At 45.6% G+C, this 15,531-nt stretch carries 16 protein-coding genes; 3 read left to right on the top strand and 13 right to left on the bottom strand.

Annotated features, from left to right (window positions below; all coding sequences use genetic code 11):
* Positions 1–17 precede the first annotated feature (17 nt).
* Positions 18–713 carry an ABC transporter permease gene (locus tag ICN31_RS01500; protein WP_216257916.1) on the top strand — a complete coding sequence of 232 codons (696 nt, stop codon included), beginning with the start codon at positions 18–20 and terminating at the stop codon, positions 711–713.
* Positions 706–1,413 carry an ATP-binding cassette domain-containing protein gene (locus tag ICN31_RS01495; protein WP_216257914.1) on the top strand — a complete coding sequence of 236 codons (708 nt, stop codon included), beginning with the start codon at positions 706–708 and terminating at the stop codon, positions 1,411–1,413. The genes ICN31_RS01500 and ICN31_RS01495 overlap by 8 nt, the downstream gene beginning before the upstream one ends.
* Here ICN31_RS01495 and ICN31_RS01490 read toward each other — a convergent pair whose 3' ends face one another.
* From ICN31_RS01490 to ICN31_RS01435, 12 genes are all read right to left on the bottom strand, one after another.
* Complete coding sequence (locus ICN31_RS01490; protein WP_216257912.1) at positions 1,414–1,683, bottom strand: hypothetical protein; 270 nt, start codon at positions 1,681–1,683, stop codon at positions 1,414–1,416.
* A gap of 10 nt (positions 1,684–1,693) precedes the next feature.
* Entirely contained in the window at positions 1,694–2,749 is a 1,056-nt protein-coding gene (locus ICN31_RS01485; RefSeq protein ID WP_216257910.1) for a formate dehydrogenase subunit gamma, read from the bottom strand.
* A gap of 47 nt (positions 2,750–2,796) precedes the next feature.
* Positions 2,797–3,033, bottom strand: coding sequence for a hypothetical protein (locus ICN31_RS01480; protein WP_216257908.1), 237 nt, complete (start codon positions 3,031–3,033; stop codon positions 2,797–2,799).
* On the bottom strand, positions 3,033–3,689 hold the full coding sequence (gene fdh3B / locus ICN31_RS01475; protein ID WP_088524618.1) for a formate dehydrogenase FDH3 subunit beta: 657 nt from the start codon (positions 3,687–3,689) through the stop codon (positions 3,033–3,035). Before fdh3B ends, ICN31_RS01480 begins: the two co-directional genes overlap by 1 nt.
* Positions 3,690–3,716: 27 nt before the next feature.
* Positions 3,717–6,695 carry a formate dehydrogenase subunit alpha gene (locus ICN31_RS01470; RefSeq protein WP_216257906.1) on the bottom strand — a complete coding sequence of 993 codons (2,979 nt, stop codon included), beginning with the start codon at positions 6,693–6,695 and terminating at the stop codon, positions 3,717–3,719.
* Positions 6,696–6,765: 70 nt separating this feature from the next.
* The gene (locus ICN31_RS01465) at positions 6,766–6,987 is read right to left on the bottom strand and encodes a twin-arginine translocation signal domain-containing protein (protein WP_216257903.1); all 222 of its coding nucleotides are present in this window, start codon (positions 6,985–6,987) and stop codon (positions 6,766–6,768) included.
* A 116-nt stretch (positions 6,988–7,103) separates the two neighbouring features.
* A complete protein-coding gene (locus tag ICN31_RS01460) occupies positions 7,104–7,754 on the bottom strand; it encodes a molecular chaperone (protein ID WP_216257901.1) in 651 nt (216 codons plus the stop codon).
* Entirely contained in the window at positions 7,751–9,841 is a 2,091-nt protein-coding gene (locus ICN31_RS01455; RefSeq protein ID WP_216257899.1) for a 4Fe-4S binding protein, read from the bottom strand. The genes ICN31_RS01460 and ICN31_RS01455 overlap by 4 nt, the downstream gene beginning before the upstream one ends.
* A gap of 11 nt (positions 9,842–9,852) precedes the next feature.
* Complete coding sequence (locus ICN31_RS01450; protein WP_216257890.1) at positions 9,853–10,404, bottom strand: DUF3306 domain-containing protein; 552 nt, start codon at positions 10,402–10,404, stop codon at positions 9,853–9,855.
* Positions 10,404–10,925: a DUF3305 domain-containing protein gene (locus ICN31_RS01445; RefSeq protein WP_370624252.1), complete on the bottom strand. Its 522-nt coding sequence runs from the start codon at positions 10,923–10,925 to the stop codon at positions 10,404–10,406. Before ICN31_RS01445 ends, ICN31_RS01450 begins: the two co-directional genes overlap by 1 nt.
* A 32-nt stretch (positions 10,926–10,957) precedes the next feature.
* Positions 10,958–12,046, bottom strand: coding sequence for an iron-sulfur cluster carrier protein ApbC (apbC, locus tag ICN31_RS01440; protein WP_216257885.1), 1,089 nt, complete (start codon positions 12,044–12,046; stop codon positions 10,958–10,960).
* 117 nt (positions 12,047–12,163) lie between these two features.
* Positions 12,164–12,358, bottom strand: coding sequence for a heavy-metal-associated domain-containing protein (locus tag ICN31_RS01435; protein ID WP_255530861.1), 195 nt, complete (start codon positions 12,356–12,358; stop codon positions 12,164–12,166).
* 51 nt (positions 12,359–12,409) lie between these two features.
* On the opposite strand from ICN31_RS01435, the gene ICN31_RS01430 reads away from it, so the two are divergent.
* A complete protein-coding gene (locus ICN31_RS01430; RefSeq protein ID WP_216257883.1) occupies positions 12,410–14,683 on the top strand; it encodes a cation-translocating P-type ATPase in 2,274 nt (757 codons plus the stop codon).
* A 5-nt stretch (positions 14,684–14,688) separates the two neighbouring features.
* Here ICN31_RS01430 and ICN31_RS01425 read toward each other — a convergent pair whose 3' ends face one another.
* Positions 14,689–15,486, bottom strand: a complete 798-nt coding sequence (locus ICN31_RS01425; RefSeq protein ID WP_216257881.1) for a DUF3047 domain-containing protein — start codon at positions 15,484–15,486, stop codon at positions 14,689–14,691.
* Positions 15,487–15,531: the final 45 nt, after the last annotated feature.

Genomic DNA, 15,531 nt, shown 5'->3' with positions numbered 1-15,531 from the left:
TTGATAGAATCAAGCCCATGTTGACCGCTTTTGAAGACGCCCTAGCCTTGCTGGCCCATCTAGATGGTGGGGTTCTGGGAATCGTCCTGGTTTCCCTCCAGGTCAGCTTAACTGCCCTACTCTTTGGAACCCTGATTGGCCTTCCCCTGGGCGCCTTATTGGCCACTGAAGAATTTACAGGCAAAAAATCGATTGTTATTGGCCTCAATACCTTAATGGGAGTTCCAACGGTAATTGTCGGGGTCTTGGTTTACCTCATGCTGTCTCGTTCAGGCCCCATGGGGGCATGGGGATGGCTGTTTACACCCAAGGGCATGATTGTGGCTCAAACGCTTCTGACAACACCCTTAATTGCTGCCCTGAGTCGTCAAATCTTAGAAGATTCCTGGAGAATTCATCGTGATACCTTCTTAAGCCTCAGATTGCCATCGATGGCACGCTTTAAGTGGCTTATTTGGGATTGCCGTTTCTCTCTCACCATTGCCATCCTAGCTGGCCTTGCTAGAGCAATTTCTGAGGTTGGCGCTGTGATGATTGTGGGCGGCAATATTCAAAATTCAACCAGAACCATGACTACTGCAATCGCCTTAGAAACCAGCAAGGGTGATCTGCCCTTAGCGCTTGCCTTAGGTATTGTCTTGCTTGGAATTGTTCTATTAGCCAACCTATTTACGTTTGCAGTTCGTCAAGTAGCGGAGCGTCGCTATGGTTGATATGACAGAGCAATTCGAAAGATTTATCGAGCTACGCGATATCACTGTCAAAAGTAATGGTCGGGTTATTCTCAATATTCAGCATGCGATCATTCCAGCTGACCGTATTACTGCTTGCATTGGTCCCAATGGGGCAGGCAAAACTACCTTTTTAAAATTACTAGATGGACTCATCAAACCAGATACTGGAACAGTGAGTTACTCGTTTGCCAATAAGACTGCATTGGTTTTGCATCACACTCCAATGATTAAAGCCTCTACTAAAACGAATTTAAGTATGGTTAGAGATGCAGACTCTACGATTACTGATGAGGCAATTGAAGAAGTTATTGAACAAGTTGGCTTGGGGGAATTAGCCTCCACCCCTGCTCACAAACTCTCTGCTGGTGAGAGGCAGAAGCTTTGCCTTGGGAGAGCAATTTTGCAAAAGCCAAACTTAGTCTTGCTAGATGAGCCCACCGCAAACTTAGATCCGAATACTACTGAGCAAGTTGAAGAAATGATTCGCCAGTTTGATGTACAAAATACTGATGTTATTTTTTCATCACATCAACTCGCTCAAGTGCAAAGACTTGCGCAATACATTATCTTTATTGATCATGGTGAGATAAAAGAAAAGGGACCCGTAGGCCCCTTCTTTTTGAATCCTCAAACACAGGCTGCTAAACGCTACCTACATCAAGAATTAATCGCTGACTAATTACTTCGCCGCAGGTGCTGCTGCTACAGGAGCAACAAATGGTGGCGGAGCTACGCAAGCAGCAGGCGCTGCTGTACCAGCCACTTTAAAGCGATCAGCAACGCGATTTTGAGCTTGGCAAAGCTGAAAAGCGCCAACTCTATCACCGTAAGCAGCTTTTGCCTTAGCTAATGCTGCAGCTTCTTGCGCTTCCGGAGTTAATGGAGGCAATGCAGCCATGACAGAAGCAGCAGTAAATGCGCAGAGTGTGAAAGCAATGATTTTTTTCATGGCTTTATCCTTATTTATTAACTTTGTTGTACCAGAGCTCATGATGCTCTTTAGCCCAGGTTGCATCAACGTAGCCAGACATCATGCCATCGGAAGAACCCTGCATACCAATTGAACCAATATAAATATGACCCATAGCCATAGTCATCATTAGAACTGATGCACCGCCGTGAATAATATTAGCAATCTGCATGGTTCCGCGGATGTACTCAACCTGCATAAACGGTACGATCATATCCAGTACAAGACCAGAGCCCGAGATCACCAAGCCTAGGAAGGTCATACCAAACCAAAACCAAATTTTTTCACCGAAGTTAAAGAAGCCAGCAGGAGGATGCTTTCCACCAAACATTCCACCAAATGACTTGATCCAAGTCAGATCGCCTTGCCCTGGGATATTTCTAGTGGCAAAGAGTAAGAAGAAAATCACTACGCTCAGAGTAAATAAGGGACCAGAATAGTTGTGAATATTTTTGCAAATATTGAGGAAGGTGCCGTAAGCAACGCCGCCCATCAAAGGCATAGCAAAATACTTACCCCACAAAATCAGGCCACCAGTTACAGCAAGTCCAATAAAACTCACAGCCATTACCCAGTGGGTAAAGCGCTCAAAGCCATTAAACCGTTTGATTTTTTGACCAGATAGCGGCGCATGTAATTTGATTGGGCCCTTGATAATAAAGACGGCTGCAATACCGAAGAAGGCAATCGCCAACAACCAACCACCGTAAACGGTAATCACACCATTACGAATCACACGCCACTGCTCACCAGAACGCTGAATCAGAACACTAGCCTCTTTGTCTGGGATGCTGACAAAGTTATATGGATCACTATTAGCAGATGTAAAAATAGATGGGTTGGCTGGTTGTGACTGCGCCTGAGTTCCATTAGCTAAGGCATTAGGGTTAGCTGGCACTGATTTAGGTGGAATATCCACTCCGCTAGGAGAGGGCAAAGGCGCCATTGCTCCACGCTCTGCATAACTTATTCCGCTCGCCAGGGTCAGCGACAAACCAGCAGCCACCACCAAAGTGCGTAGAACTTTAGAAAATGATCGTTTCATACACATGTCCTTAAACGTTTTCGTTTTATTTATTGTTATTTAGTTGATCACTTAACGCGACTGTATTCATTTTGACCCTGAGTGCGCTTATCAACGGATTCAGTCCAACTGGCTTGATTTTTTGGAGCCCAGTTCTTGGTCATGAAACCATTGTCTGCACCCATGTATGGGGCAACGTCAGGACGCTTCGCCGCTTTGGCTGCAATTTCTGGTGGCTCAGAACATGCGGCCAACAGAGTTGCTGCTGCAAAACACAACCCAAGAGTTTTGAAATTGAATTTCATTATTTAGCTCCTGGAATTTTTGCAGCTGCCGTTGGGGTTGGCGCTGGAGTATCAGGCCCACCATATGCAGTGGTCCAACCAAAAGCTTTAGAACCAGCGTACTTGCCATTCTTTTCACGAGTAGCAACACGGTTATTAAAGATGCCAGAGATGATATCGCTATCGCCACCAATCAAAGCCTTGGTAGAGCACATTTCAGCGCACAGAGGTAACTTACCTTCTGCCAAGCGATTACGACCATACTTCTCAAACTCAGCAACGCTACCATTCGCTTCTGGACCGCCACTACAGAATGTGCACTTATCCATCTTGCTGCGAGTACCGAAAGCGCCTTGACTTAGGAACTGTGGTGCGCCAAATGGGCAGGCAAATGAGCAGTAGCCGCAACCAATGCAAATATCTTTGTCATGAAGGACAACGCCTTCATCAGTACGGTAGAAGCAATCTACTGGGCACACAGCCATACAAGGTGCATCGGTACAGTGCATACAAGCAACTGAAATCGATTTTTCCTGTCCGATGATGCCGTCATTTACCGTAACAACACGGCGACGATTGACGCCCCAAGGTACTTCATTATCATTTTTACAAGCAGTGACACAACCGTTACATTCGATGCAACGTTCCGTGTCACAGATAAATTTCATTCTTGCCATTGTGTTCTCCTGACTTTATTTTCTGACTTAGGCAAATTTTTCGATTTGACACATAGTGGTTTTAGTCTCTTGCATCATCGTCACCTGATCGTAACCATAAGTAGTTGCAGTATTGACCGCCTCACCCAAAACGACTGGGGCAGCACCCTCTGGATAGTACTTACGCAAGTCATTACCTTGCCACCATCCTGCAAAGTGGAATGGGATAAAGGCAGTTTCTTGGTCAACGCGCTCAGTCACCATTGCCCGTACTTTGATCTTGGCGCCGGTAGGAGATTTCACCCAAACATAATCCCAGTTCTTAATACCGCGAGCTGCTGCTGCTTTAGGATTGATCTCCACGAAGTTTTCTTGTTGTAACTCAGCCAACCATGGGTTGGAACGAGTTTCGTCTCCACCACCCTCATATTCAACCAAACGACCTGAGGTCAAAATAATTGGGAACTTCTCATACAACTTCTCGCTCAAGTTTTGATCCTGAACGGTCTTGTAAAGCGTTGGCAAACGCCAGAAATTCTTCTTATCTGCAGAAGTTGGGTACTTACGCATCATTGCAGCGTTAGTACTATAGAGAGCTTCACGGTGAACTGGAATTGCATCTGGGAAATTCCAAACAATTGCACGAGCTTTCGCATTACCAAATGGATGGCAACCGTTCTTCATAACAACGCGCTGGATACCGCCAGACAAGTCAGTCTTCCAGTTCTTACCTTCAGCGAGCTTCTTCTCGTCTTCAGTCAACTGATCCCACCAACCAAGCTTCTTCACCAATACGTGATCGAACTCAGGATAGCCAGTAGTAATAGCAGCGCCCTTGGAATGAGAACCATCTCCAGCCAACAAACTTACTCCTTCACGCTCAACACCAAAGTTAGCGCGGAAGTTACCACCACCCTCCATCACACTCTTACTAGTGTCATAGAGATTTGGTGAGCCTGGATGCTTGATTGCAGCTGTTCCATAGCAAGGCCAAGGCAAACCGTAGTAATCACCAGTTGTGTTGTAGCCAGTTACCGGATCAATACCACCGCGTGACTTCAAGGTCTTAGGATCAAATGTAGCAACCATTCTCATATGAGCTTTTAGACGCTCTGGGGTTTGGCCTGTGTAACCAATAGTCCAAACGGAGCGATTAATCTCGCGCAAAATGTCTTCAATTTGCGGCTCTTTCCATTGCTTACCAGCAAATTTAGTGCTGAGCATCTTATAGTTCTTTGATAACTCGTCACCGAAACCTAGGCGATCAGCAAAGGCTTGCATGAGCACATGATCAGGAACGGACTCAAACAATGGATCAATCACTTTCTCACGCCACTGTAATGAGCGGTTAGATGCAGTTGCAGTTCCGCAAGTCTCAAACTGAGTTGCAGCTGGTAATAAATAAACATTACGATTCTTGTTTACTGGCTGCCCTTCTGCGGCAGGCATTGCAGCCATTGCAGCAGTTGCGCTTGGGTATGGATCAACTACAACGAGCAGATCCAGGGTGTCCATTGCGCGCTTCATATCAAGGCCACGAGTTTGTGAGTTAGGAGCATGACCCCAGAAGAACAAACCTTTAACGTTAGTCTGCTGATCGATCATGTCGTTCTTCTCAAGAACGGCATCAACCCAACGAGATACGGTAGTACCAGACTTCTCCATCATGTCTGGTGCATAGCGACCTTTAATCCACTCGTAATCAACGCCCCATACTGTTGCGTAGTGTTTCCATGAGCCGGCAGCCAAACCATAGTAGCCAGGCAATGAGTCTGGATTAGGACCTACGTCAGTTGCGCCTTGAACGTTATCGTGACCGCGGAAAATATTTGTGCCGCCGCCGGATTTACCAACGTTACCTAAAGCCAATTGCAAAATGCATGAGGCACGAACCATTGCATTACCAATGGTGTGCTGGGTTTGGCCCATACACCAAACAACTGTGCTCGGACGATTCATTGCCATAGTTTTGGCAACTTGATAAACCTGAGCCTCTGGAACACCGCAAGCCTCTTCAACGTTTGCAGGAGTCCACTTTTCCATCACTTCTTTACGGATCTCTTCCATTCCGTAAACACGATCATTGATGTACTTCTTATCTTCCCAGCCATTTTTAAAGATGTGATAAAGCACACCAAACAAGAATGGGATATCAGAACCAGAACGAATACGTACAAACTGATCAGACTTTGCAGCAGTCCGGGTATAGCGTGGATCAACCACAATCACTTTGCAACCATTTTCTTTGGCGTGCAATAAGCTCAACATCGAAACTGGGTGCGCCTCTGCAGCATTTGAACCAATGTACATGGCAGCTTTAGAGTTCATCATGTCGTTGTAACTATTGGTCATCGCACCGTAGCCCCAGGTGTTTGCAACACCGGCAACTGTGGTGGAGTGACAAATACGAGCCTGATGGTCTGTATTGTTTGTACCAAAGAAAGAAACCCACTTACGTAGTAAATAGGCTTGTTCGTTGTTGTGCTTAGATGAACCAATGAAATACATAGCATCAGGAGAATACTTCTCACGAATGCTCTTCATCTGCGCAGTAATTTCTGTTAACGCTTGATCCCAAGAAATACGCTGATACTTTCCATCAACCAGCTTCATTGGGTAGCGCAAACGGTAGTCACCATGACCATGCTCACGCAATGAAGCGCCTTTAGCGCAATAGGCACCCATATTGATCGGTGAATCAAATACGGAATCTTGACGAACCCAAACACCATTCTCAACGGTTGCATCTGTTGCACAGCCTACTGAGCAGTGGGTACAAATGGTTCTTTTGACTTCGATCTTTCCTTTGCCATCTAGCATTGCCTTACTTTGCTCGGCTGATGCCTTTTGTACAAAGCTTAATTGGCTAGCAGCAATACCGGCTCCAACACCGACTCCTGAACGCTTTAGGAAAGTTCGGCGATCCATAGTAGGTACCGCTGCTTTTAAGCCGCGGGATAGGCTGCCAATCAAATGTGATGTGGAGCGACTGCTTTGGGGGGTATTGGATTTACGAGTCAGACTCATATGTTGTCCCTGAGAAAGTTTTTTATTTATTGAGTAACGGTTAAATCAATATTTAGCGGTAATGCGCTATTTAAAGCATGGTGCTTTCGTAATACTTACGCATATGCGCAGTAATCGTATGGCCTTCGTCTTTAGTTTTTACTGTGCTACCAATTTCTTGAATCACAGCTTTGCCAATGGAGGTTTGTGAGGCAACAGCAACAGCCCCAACGGCCGCACCTGCGCCTACAAAAAACTTGCGACGAGATGGCTTTGTTTCTTCGCTTAAAGCAACTGTGGATTTAGTGCTCATGGCATGCTCCTATTTAGTAATTCTTGATTGCAATCAAGTGTAATTCGTATTTGCATTTTTGACACATTTATATGTTTAGGGGAACGCTAGGGAAAACCCTCACTTACAAGACAGGATCAAATCATGTCAAAGCCCTGACCCTCTATAGCCAAGAATTCTCGGGTCAGAGCGGCGATTGGGTGGTAAAGATGCATCTCAGGAATTGCCTCAATAGCATCGCAAAAGTCGTCATACCAAGGGCGAATATGGTCGTTGAAAAAAACCCTTTGATTTGTAAGGTTTGATATTTCTACATCATCGCCGGCAATCAGATAGCGCATGACTTCACAAAGAGCTGAAATGTGGTCCTCAGTCTCGGTGACTTCTTCGGCAGCTTCAAGTCCAAATTCGTCTAAAGCCCTGCGAATATTGACTAGCGGTTTCTCATTGAGATGACCTGCCATATAGAAGGAGCCATTGAGAACAACGTTGGGTTTACCAACGCTAATGAAATTTAAGTCGAACTCATCGTGCCAAGCTTTGGCAGGATTATTTTTAGCTACTTCAATAACATCCATCCAGGCTTTGGCTAAAGGGGCTTGATCAGCAGCATCTTGTTGATCTGCTGTGGCAGCAATTTGATCTAACAGCGCTTGGTCTGGGGGGAGCTGGAAAAATCTGGCAATGAGGCCGTAAAGGTCAGCTCTCGCTAAATCCTCTGGTAAGCCTACATCCCCCACTTCGGTTGACGGGCTATCTTTCGCTACCACTTTCTCAATCTCGCTCATGTTTCTTTTTTCACCATATCTACTACTCGACAGTCGCCACACATCTTGAGCCTATCCATCGCAGCCCCTGCAAAGGCGCCGTGGGCACCCAACTTAGTGAGCATCAGATCAACCATCTTTAGAGTTCCAAACGCTTTTCCACAGCTAATGCAATGAAAAGCCTGGGTCTCATTGAGGATTGTTCTCTGTTTGCGCTGCTCAACAGTCTGCAAACGAGGATTTAGAGTTAAAGCTTTTTCTGGGCAAGTCTGAACGCAAATGCCGCATTGCACGCATTGCTTTTCAATAAAGGAAAGAATCGGCTCATCTGGGTTATCCAAGAGAGCGCCTTCAGGACAGCTACTGACACAAGACATACACAAGGTACAAGCATCTTTATTAATATTTAAGCCGCCCAATAAAGATGACTTCGGTAGAACAGCACCCGCCTCTGGCAATGGAGTCTTTGCCTGTTTTTGCAAATGCTCCAAGACTGCTTCAACAGTTTCCCGTTTCTGGGTAGATAAACCAAAACTTGCGGGAGTACAAATAGAATTCAGAGAACCACGCTGACGTAGTGCAGCCATCGCCTTAGAAACTGTTTGCAAATCATCGGCTGATTTAGCCATGATTAAATGAATACGCTCATCAAAACCATAAGCTTTCAAGATTGCGTTGGCAAGCTCAGCCTGCTCTTCAAGTGTTGCGCGATAAGCGGGATCTTCATCACCACTTAAGAGCAAGACCACCTCTGCAAATCCATAAGTAAGGGCGCCAAGCCATAAATCTAAACCGGTGGAGGCGATATGCTCAATGCCGTAGGGAATCACAAATGATGGCAAGCCTTCAAACTGCTTAGGCAGCACATGTGCAGAGCGGCCCAAGCCATCAATCATTTGAGTACCTGCTTTTAAAGTATGTAAGAGTAGGCTTGGTGCTGCAGCTTGACTGATTTTTTTAGCCTCGGCAGTAAAGACTGTGGCAATAGTCTTTAACTCTTTGCCTTGATGGGGTACGCTCGGGTAGTTGTAACGCATTGCGCCTGATGGACATGCTGTAGAGCATGCTCCACAACCCATACAAAGATTGGGATTAACTTCAACACTACCTTGCCCATTTTTGAATATAGAGCCAATAGCACCAGTCGAACAGACATCAATACAAGCCTTGCACCCTACTTTGCCATTGCGGCCATGTGCGCAAATTTTTTCGTTATAGACAAAATACTTTGGCTTCTCAAACTCACCAACCATTTCTAACAATTGATTAACTACTAAAGCCTGCTCCAGAGGATTATTGCCGGGAGCAAAATACCCTTGAGGTGTTTGACTCATCCGCATTTTGGGATCAGTGCGCAGATCTAAAATTAAATCAAATTCTGCATTACGCTCCCGGTCCTTGCGATCAAAGGAGATTGCCCCAATACTTGCACACACAGTGACACAATCGCGGTGTGATTTACATTTAGCCAAATCAATCTGAAAGGAGAGATCAATCGCATTCTCTGGGCAAACTTCAACGCAAGCGCCACAACGAGTACACATTTCTGGGTCAATTGGGTTTTGCAGATCCCAGTTAACTGAGAACTTGCCAAGATAGCCATCTAGCTTAGTCACTGCTCCGGTATAGATGGGGTAGTTACGTGCAAGAGGTAAATCACCCGGCTCAGTACACAAGACAGAAACATCCAATGATCCGCTCAGTTTTTCTGCCCAAGGCAATACTGAAGATCCTGGACCAATAATGAAGAGTCTACCTTGGCTCTCATAGTTGACCACTGGGACGGGCTCAGCTTCTGGCATATCAGCTAAAGCAAGCAAAGCAGCAATCTTTGGTCCTGATGCTTTAGCTTCTTGAGTCCAACCTGCCACTTCACGAATATTGACAAAACGCAGGGGTGCCACCAAAGGCTTTTCTGATTGCTCTGCTAACTCGTTAAAAAGAGCGCCCTCTTGGGTGCAAGCAACCAGTAAAGAATCAGATCCATCAAGCGCCTTTAAAAAAGAGCCGACCTCTTGCCTACATAAAGAGCGATGCACTGGAACACCAAGCGCCTTTGCATCCAAAGGCATGGTGCCATTACAGTTACAGACTAATTTTTGACTCATGCACTATCTTCTTAAGTTTTTTTCTGGGTGGACTCTATTGGCACTTCATCCAAGTGAGCAGTTTTTGTCTGCTCTGTGGGATCTGTGGATGTTAAATCAGTTTGGTCCTGAGCCTCTAAAAGGCTCTGATCAGATTGGGTTCCTGCCGTCTGCTCCACAGATTGCGCTTCCTTGGTATTGGAAGCCTCCTCAGTCTTACGGAAAAGGTTGAGCATATCGCTCTGTACCATTCTTTCAAGCATGCCTGGCGGCAAAGGGTCAGGTTTTGAGTAGTCATCTATATAGATATCTAAACCATCCATGATGTTGAAGTGGGGGTCAGTAAACATCTTTTTCAGTGCGGCCTGCTGAACTGCAGGATCGACATCGGGCTTCATGAAAGCAGAGAAATCAGGGGCAAAACGATCAATCTTTTCTACATCCTCAAGAGATGCTGGTGGCTTAGTTTCTTCATCGGCAGGTATGGGCGCAGGAGTCTGAGCAGTTTCTTTGGGCTGCTCTACTAAATCATCTTCCTTGCCAGCTTTACGCTTAGACCAGCGACTTAAGAAACTATCTGCCATTATTCCTCCGCTGGGCGATTTGCACCCTTGAATGATGCTGGCTTGTGCCGCTTTTTGGGCTCAGGTCGATAGTTTTCATTAACGTACTCTTGTAACCATGAAGCATGTTCATCACTCATGGGAACTGTGTCTACTGACTCTCCCCCATCTAGCAATCGGGCAGCTTCGTTATAGCTCACACAAATTCGGTGAGGTATTGCCATTGTTGTTTCTGCTTTTGCAAGCGCGAGAGATTGCTCATCAATGTAACGCTCAATGTCTTCTTCTAATCTCCACATCACAAACCATGCAGGCGTTATCGCAGAGACAGTGAGGTAGTAGCCTTCAGCCTCATCCGGAAAGAGATTTAATTCAAAGCCAGTAAATAACCAAGACTCTCCGTCGGCATCGCGCCCCAGAAATTGACCTGAGATCGAATTACTTTGAAGGCTCTGAGGATTGAATTGTCCAAAATCAGGCAAAACCTCCGCAGGAGCCCATCGATAAGAAACCCATGGGTTATCTAGATTTTGCTTACGCATGACTACTGCAAAGCGCATAAATTCTCAGGGCCTTAGGTATTTTGAACGACGATACTTGGAAATTTACTGCTCATATCTTTAGACAGAGTAGCAACGCGGATAGCAACCTGCCGAGCAATGTTTTTATAGATCGCACTAATAGCGCTATCGGGGTCAGCTACTACAGTAGGACGTCCTGCATCGGCCTGCTTACGAATCGATAAATTAAGCGGTAAAGCGCCTAAAAAATCTACGCCATACTCTTTACACATTTTTTCGCCACCACCACTGCCAAAGATATGCTCTTCATGGCCGCATTTAGTGCAAACATAAGTACTCATGTTTTCAATAATGCCAACAATCGGAACACCAACCTTCTCGAACATCTTTAAGCCCTTGCGTGCGTCTAGCAAGGCGATATCTTGTGGAGTAGTGACAATCACTGCACCAGTCACGGGAACTTTTTGCGATAAGGTCAACTGAATATCCCCAGTACCTGGCGGCATATCCACAATTAAGTAATCTAGATCGCGCCAACGTGTTTGTCGAAGTAATTGCTCTAAGGCAGAGGTGACCATTGGGCCGCGCCAAACCATCGGTGCATCTGCTTCAATCAAGAAACCAATCGAGCTTGCTTGCAAGCCATGGCCTTCCATAGGTTCAATGGTATTTTCTTCGATCGATTCTGGTCTGCCTGTAATGCCAAGCATCATTGGCTGGCTTGGGCCATAAATATCAGCATCTAAGATTCCAACTTGCGCACCTTCGGCGGCAAGAGCCAAAGCTAAGTTCACTGCGGTCGTTGATTTACCTACCCCGCCCTTACCACTAGCAACAGCAATAATATTTTTTACGCCAGGTAATAATTTCACGCCACGCTGCACAGCATGCGCCACTATCTGGCTACTGACATTGACGCTCACGTTTTTAACGCCAGGTAATTCACGCACAGCATTAATGACTAATTTACGAATCGAATCAAATTGGCTTTTAGCGGGATAACCTAAAACAATATCGAACGAGACATCACCAGCCTCAACACGTAAATTTTTGAGATTTTTAGCCGCTACAAAGTCGATCTTTGTATTTGGATCAACCAAGCCTTTAAGGGCACCTTGAACAGCCTCTACAGTAACTGACACTACTTTCTCCTATACGAAGTAATTCCGGATCTATTTTAAGAATTACTTTTATTAATTTTGTTGAATAGCGGGTAGATTAACCGCACCTGCAAAAAATTGCTAAATCTAACTTTAGGGTTATTGAGAAACAGGAAAGCCTGCATCTGTAATGATCTGGCTGGCCTGTGCTACCGACAAAGAAGTCTCTAGATTCACGGTCTGGGATACCAAATCAGCCTGCACCTGAGCCTGTGGATCCTGAACTTGAATTGCCTTAGTCACGGCACTAATACAGCCACCGCAAGTCATTCCGGATACTTTTAAACTCAACATATAAGTCCTTTTGCAGTAATTATCTGCTGTAAGGAGTAGATTATCTTCTATATGAGGACTCCAAAAGAGATCAATTCTGGGTTATTTACTCTAGATATTGGCGGAATGACCTGTGCATCCTGTGTGGGCAGGGTTGAGAAGGCTCTCGGACGCATCCCGGGGGTAGAGGCTGCCAGCGTCAATTTGGCTACCGAACAGGCAAAAATACGCCTAAATCTAGATTCTGAGATGACGATTGACAGCGTCATTGCTCTGGTCCAAAAAACGGGATACGAAGCTAAGTTAAGTACCCCTCATAAAAATACTCCGTTAAATCACGCACACACCTTTTGGGGAGCAGATGGCTTAGGAAGAGTCTTATTAGGATTTTCTCTTTCAACGCCATTATTAATACCCATGTTTCTCATGCCCTTTGGTATTCATTGGGCACCCTCTCCAGAATGGCAATTACTGTTAGCAAGCCCTGTGCAATTCTTTTTGGGTTGGCGCTTTTATAAAGCCGGCTTTAAATCGCTGATGTCAGGTACAGGCAATATGGACTTGCTCGTCGCCCTGGGTACTAGCGCTGCTTACGGCCTCAGCGTTTATCAGTTAATCGCTTCACCACATGCAGTACATGAATTGTATTTTGAAGCTTCTGCCGTCATCATTTGTATGGTGCTCTTAGGTAAATGGTTAGAAGCTCGTGCAAAGCAAGAAACCAGTGACGCCATTCGAGCACTGCAAAAGCTTTGGCCAGAGCATGCCAAGGTACTCAATCCCGGTATTGCCATTACCGAAGGCGTTTCACTAGATCAATATCGCGACCTGTCTTTAGATCAAGTCTTTCCTAAAGACCGCGTATTAGTTTTACCGGGCGAGCGCATTCCTGTTGATGGACTGATTCTACTTGGCAGCAGCCATGTAGATGAATCTCTCCTCACTGGAGAAAGCGCCCCAGTGAAAAAATCCCTAGATTCAAAAGTCATTGGGGGATCGCTTAATGGCGAGGGTGTTCTGGTAATTGCAGTACAAGCTGTTGGTATCGAAAGTGTATTGTCCCAAATTATTGCTTTGGTGGAAGATGCACAAACTCAAAAAGCCCCGATCCAAAAATTAGTAGACCAAGTCAGTGCAGTATTTGTGCCTAGCGTGATTGTGATTGCCATCATCACTGGTTTAGTCAATTGGCTTTATTTAGACTCTGCATCAATCGCAATATTGAGGGCGGTATCTGTCATGGTGATTGCTTGCCCCTGCGCTCTTGGCTTGGCAACGCCTGCGGCCATTATGGCGGGAACTGGAATAGCGGCGCGGTTTGGCATTCTCATTAAAGATCCACAAGTGCTTGAACTTGCACACCGCTTAAACATTGTTGCCTTTGATAAAACGGGGACGCTGACACTTGGCAAGCCCAGGCTCCTCAATATCATTTCATTGACTAATTCAGTAGATACAGATGTCATCCTCACGAGCGCAGCAGGTTTGCAATTGGGTAGTGAACATCCTTTGGCTAAGGCTTCAATCGATGCGGCCAAGCAAAAAGGAATGAGTCCCATCCCGCCCTCTGAAAGTAAAGCCATCCCAGGCATCGGCATTAGCGGTAAGCCTAGTGCTGGGCCTTGGATGGGACAAAATCTTTGCTTACAAAGCGTTGCATCACTAAGTTCAAACACTCATTACGCAGACATGATTGAAAAAACGCAAGCGTGTTTTGATGCAGGTCAAACGGTTTCTGTTTTGATGAATGAATCCACATCATCACCGCTTGCTATTATTGCTTTTGGTGATGAGCTCAAAAGCAATGCAAAGGCAGCAATTACCTCTTTACATCAACTGCACATTCGGACTGTCATGCTCTCGGGTGACAATACTGCCGCAGCGAATCGAGTAGGTCACATTATTGGCATCGATGAAGTCTTTGCACAAATCATGCCAAACAATAAGGCAGATATGATTCGCAAGCTGCAATCATCTCCAAAGGATGGGGAGCGGCAGTGGGTTGCGATGGTAGGTGATGGTGTTAACGATGCGCCCGCTCTAGCTACGGCAGATGTTGGTATGGCCATGTCTACTGGCACTGATGTTGCAATGCAGGCTGCGGGCATTACCTTAATGCGTGGAGATCCCACTTTAGTTGCGGATGCGATTGATATCTCCAAAAAGACTTGGGCAAAGATTCAGCAAAATTTATTTTGGGCCTTTATCTTTAATGCCACTGGGATTCCCTTAGCAGCCTTGGGCTACCTATCGCCGATGCTGGCAGGCAGTGCCATGGCACTTTCGAGCTTTTGTGTTTTAAGTAATGCGATCTTATTAAAACGCTGGCGCCCCTCACGCCCTTAAATAATCTATTTAGGACTCTTACGAATGAGTTCAATATCGCCATAGATAGCGCGTGTTTCTGATTTGGTATTGTCTGTATCAGTCAATAAAGCAATTCCAATGACTTCGCCTGGAGCCTCACCGTAAGCGCGCATGTAATCAGTAGCAAGGTCACGTTGATGCTTGTGCCAAGCGCCTAAATTATCCCAGCCAGAATCAACCACAATCATCTTAACGCGCGACGTATGTGCATTATTAATAATCGTATCTACTGGAGATTTGCCAGACCAGATATACATGAGAGTGGCATAGGGCATTTCTTGACCACTAATGAGGCTGGCCATCTCGAAGTTCATCTTTTCTTTTAATGGCAATTTAGATTTATTACCATCAAATGCCACCAATATTCTTAGGGGTGCATCATCGTGATAACGCTCAGCATTATCAGCCTCAGGAATTGCACTTAATGCCTTCCATTCCCACTGCAACCATAAATTATTTGCTGCTCTTGGGCGTAATTTCACAGCTAGACCCGAGGCAGATGTTTTGGAATTAGCGCTCAGTACTGTTCTACCTTGATAATTTTCAAGACGGTAAACCGTATTTTTCTTATAGGGCGCTATGCGATAAAAATTCCAGCCATGAGGCATGCCATTGCGAGCAGTTTGTGCAGAAAATTTAGGAAGCTCATCCTGTGCCGTTAGTTTGCTGGGATCAAAGGTCTGTCCTGACTCATCTTGAACTGAGCTCCCACCAAAACCAGCACAGCCAGCTAGCGCCAGCAGTATCGCAAGAATCAGGGGGCGTAAAACGTGTTTCAACATATCTCTAATTGTCCCAAAGATTTACTCAAGTGAGTCTAAAATCAG

Origin of the sequence: Polynucleobacter sp. UB-Piko-W3 (assembly GCF_018881635.1) — a bacterium.
Classification (GTDB): Bacteria; Pseudomonadota; Gammaproteobacteria; order Burkholderiales; family Burkholderiaceae; genus Polynucleobacter.
The sequence above is the reverse complement of the archived record's forward strand: the minus strand, read 5'-3'. Positions and strand labels throughout refer to the sequence as shown.

Excerpts from the sequence above, each read along its gene's own strand:
- ICN31_RS01455 (WP_216257899.1), bottom strand. The coding sequence starts at position 9,841 with ATGAGTCAAAAATTAGTCTGTAACTGTAATGGCACCATGCCTTTGGAT.
- ICN31_RS01445 (WP_370624252.1), bottom strand. The coding sequence starts at position 10,925 with ATGCGTAAGCAAAATCTAGATAACCCATGGGTTTCTTATCGATGGGCT.
- ICN31_RS01495 (WP_216257914.1), top strand. The coding sequence starts at position 706 with ATGGTTGATATGACAGAGCAATTCGAAAGATTTATCGAGCTACGCGAT.
- ICN31_RS01490 (WP_216257912.1), bottom strand. The coding sequence starts at position 1,683 with ATGAAAAAAATCATTGCTTTCACACTCTGCGCATTTACTGCTGCTTCT.
- fdh3B (WP_088524618.1), bottom strand. The coding sequence starts at position 3,689 with ATGGCAAGAATGAAATTTATCTGTGACACGGAACGTTGCATCGAATGT.
- ICN31_RS01460 (WP_216257901.1), bottom strand. The coding sequence starts at position 7,754 with ATGAGCGAGATTGAGAAAGTGGTAGCGAAAGATAGCCCGTCAACCGAA.
- ICN31_RS01485 (WP_216257910.1), bottom strand. The coding sequence starts at position 2,749 with ATGAAACGATCATTTTCTAAAGTTCTACGCACTTTGGTGGTGGCTGCT.
- ICN31_RS01450 (WP_216257890.1), bottom strand. The coding sequence starts at position 10,404 with ATGGCAGATAGTTTCTTAAGTCGCTGGTCTAAGCGTAAAGCTGGCAAG.
- ICN31_RS01430 (WP_216257883.1), top strand. The coding sequence starts at position 12,410 with ATGAGGACTCCAAAAGAGATCAATTCTGGGTTATTTACTCTAGATATT.
- ICN31_RS01435 (WP_255530861.1), bottom strand. The coding sequence starts at position 12,358 with ATGTTGAGTTTAAAAGTATCCGGAATGACTTGCGGTGGCTGTATTAGT.
- ICN31_RS01480 (WP_216257908.1), bottom strand. The coding sequence starts at position 3,033 with ATGAAATTCAATTTCAAAACTCTTGGGTTGTGTTTTGCAGCAGCAACT.
- ICN31_RS01500 (WP_216257916.1), top strand. The coding sequence starts at position 18 with ATGTTGACCGCTTTTGAAGACGCCCTAGCCTTGCTGGCCCATCTAGAT.
- ICN31_RS01470 (WP_216257906.1), bottom strand. The coding sequence starts at position 6,695 with ATGAGTCTGACTCGTAAATCCAATACCCCCCAAAGCAGTCGCTCCACA.
- ICN31_RS01465 (WP_216257903.1), bottom strand. The coding sequence starts at position 6,987 with ATGAGCACTAAATCCACAGTTGCTTTAAGCGAAGAAACAAAGCCATCT.
- ICN31_RS01425 (WP_216257881.1), bottom strand. The coding sequence starts at position 15,486 with ATGTTGAAACACGTTTTACGCCCCCTGATTCTTGCGATACTGCTGGCG.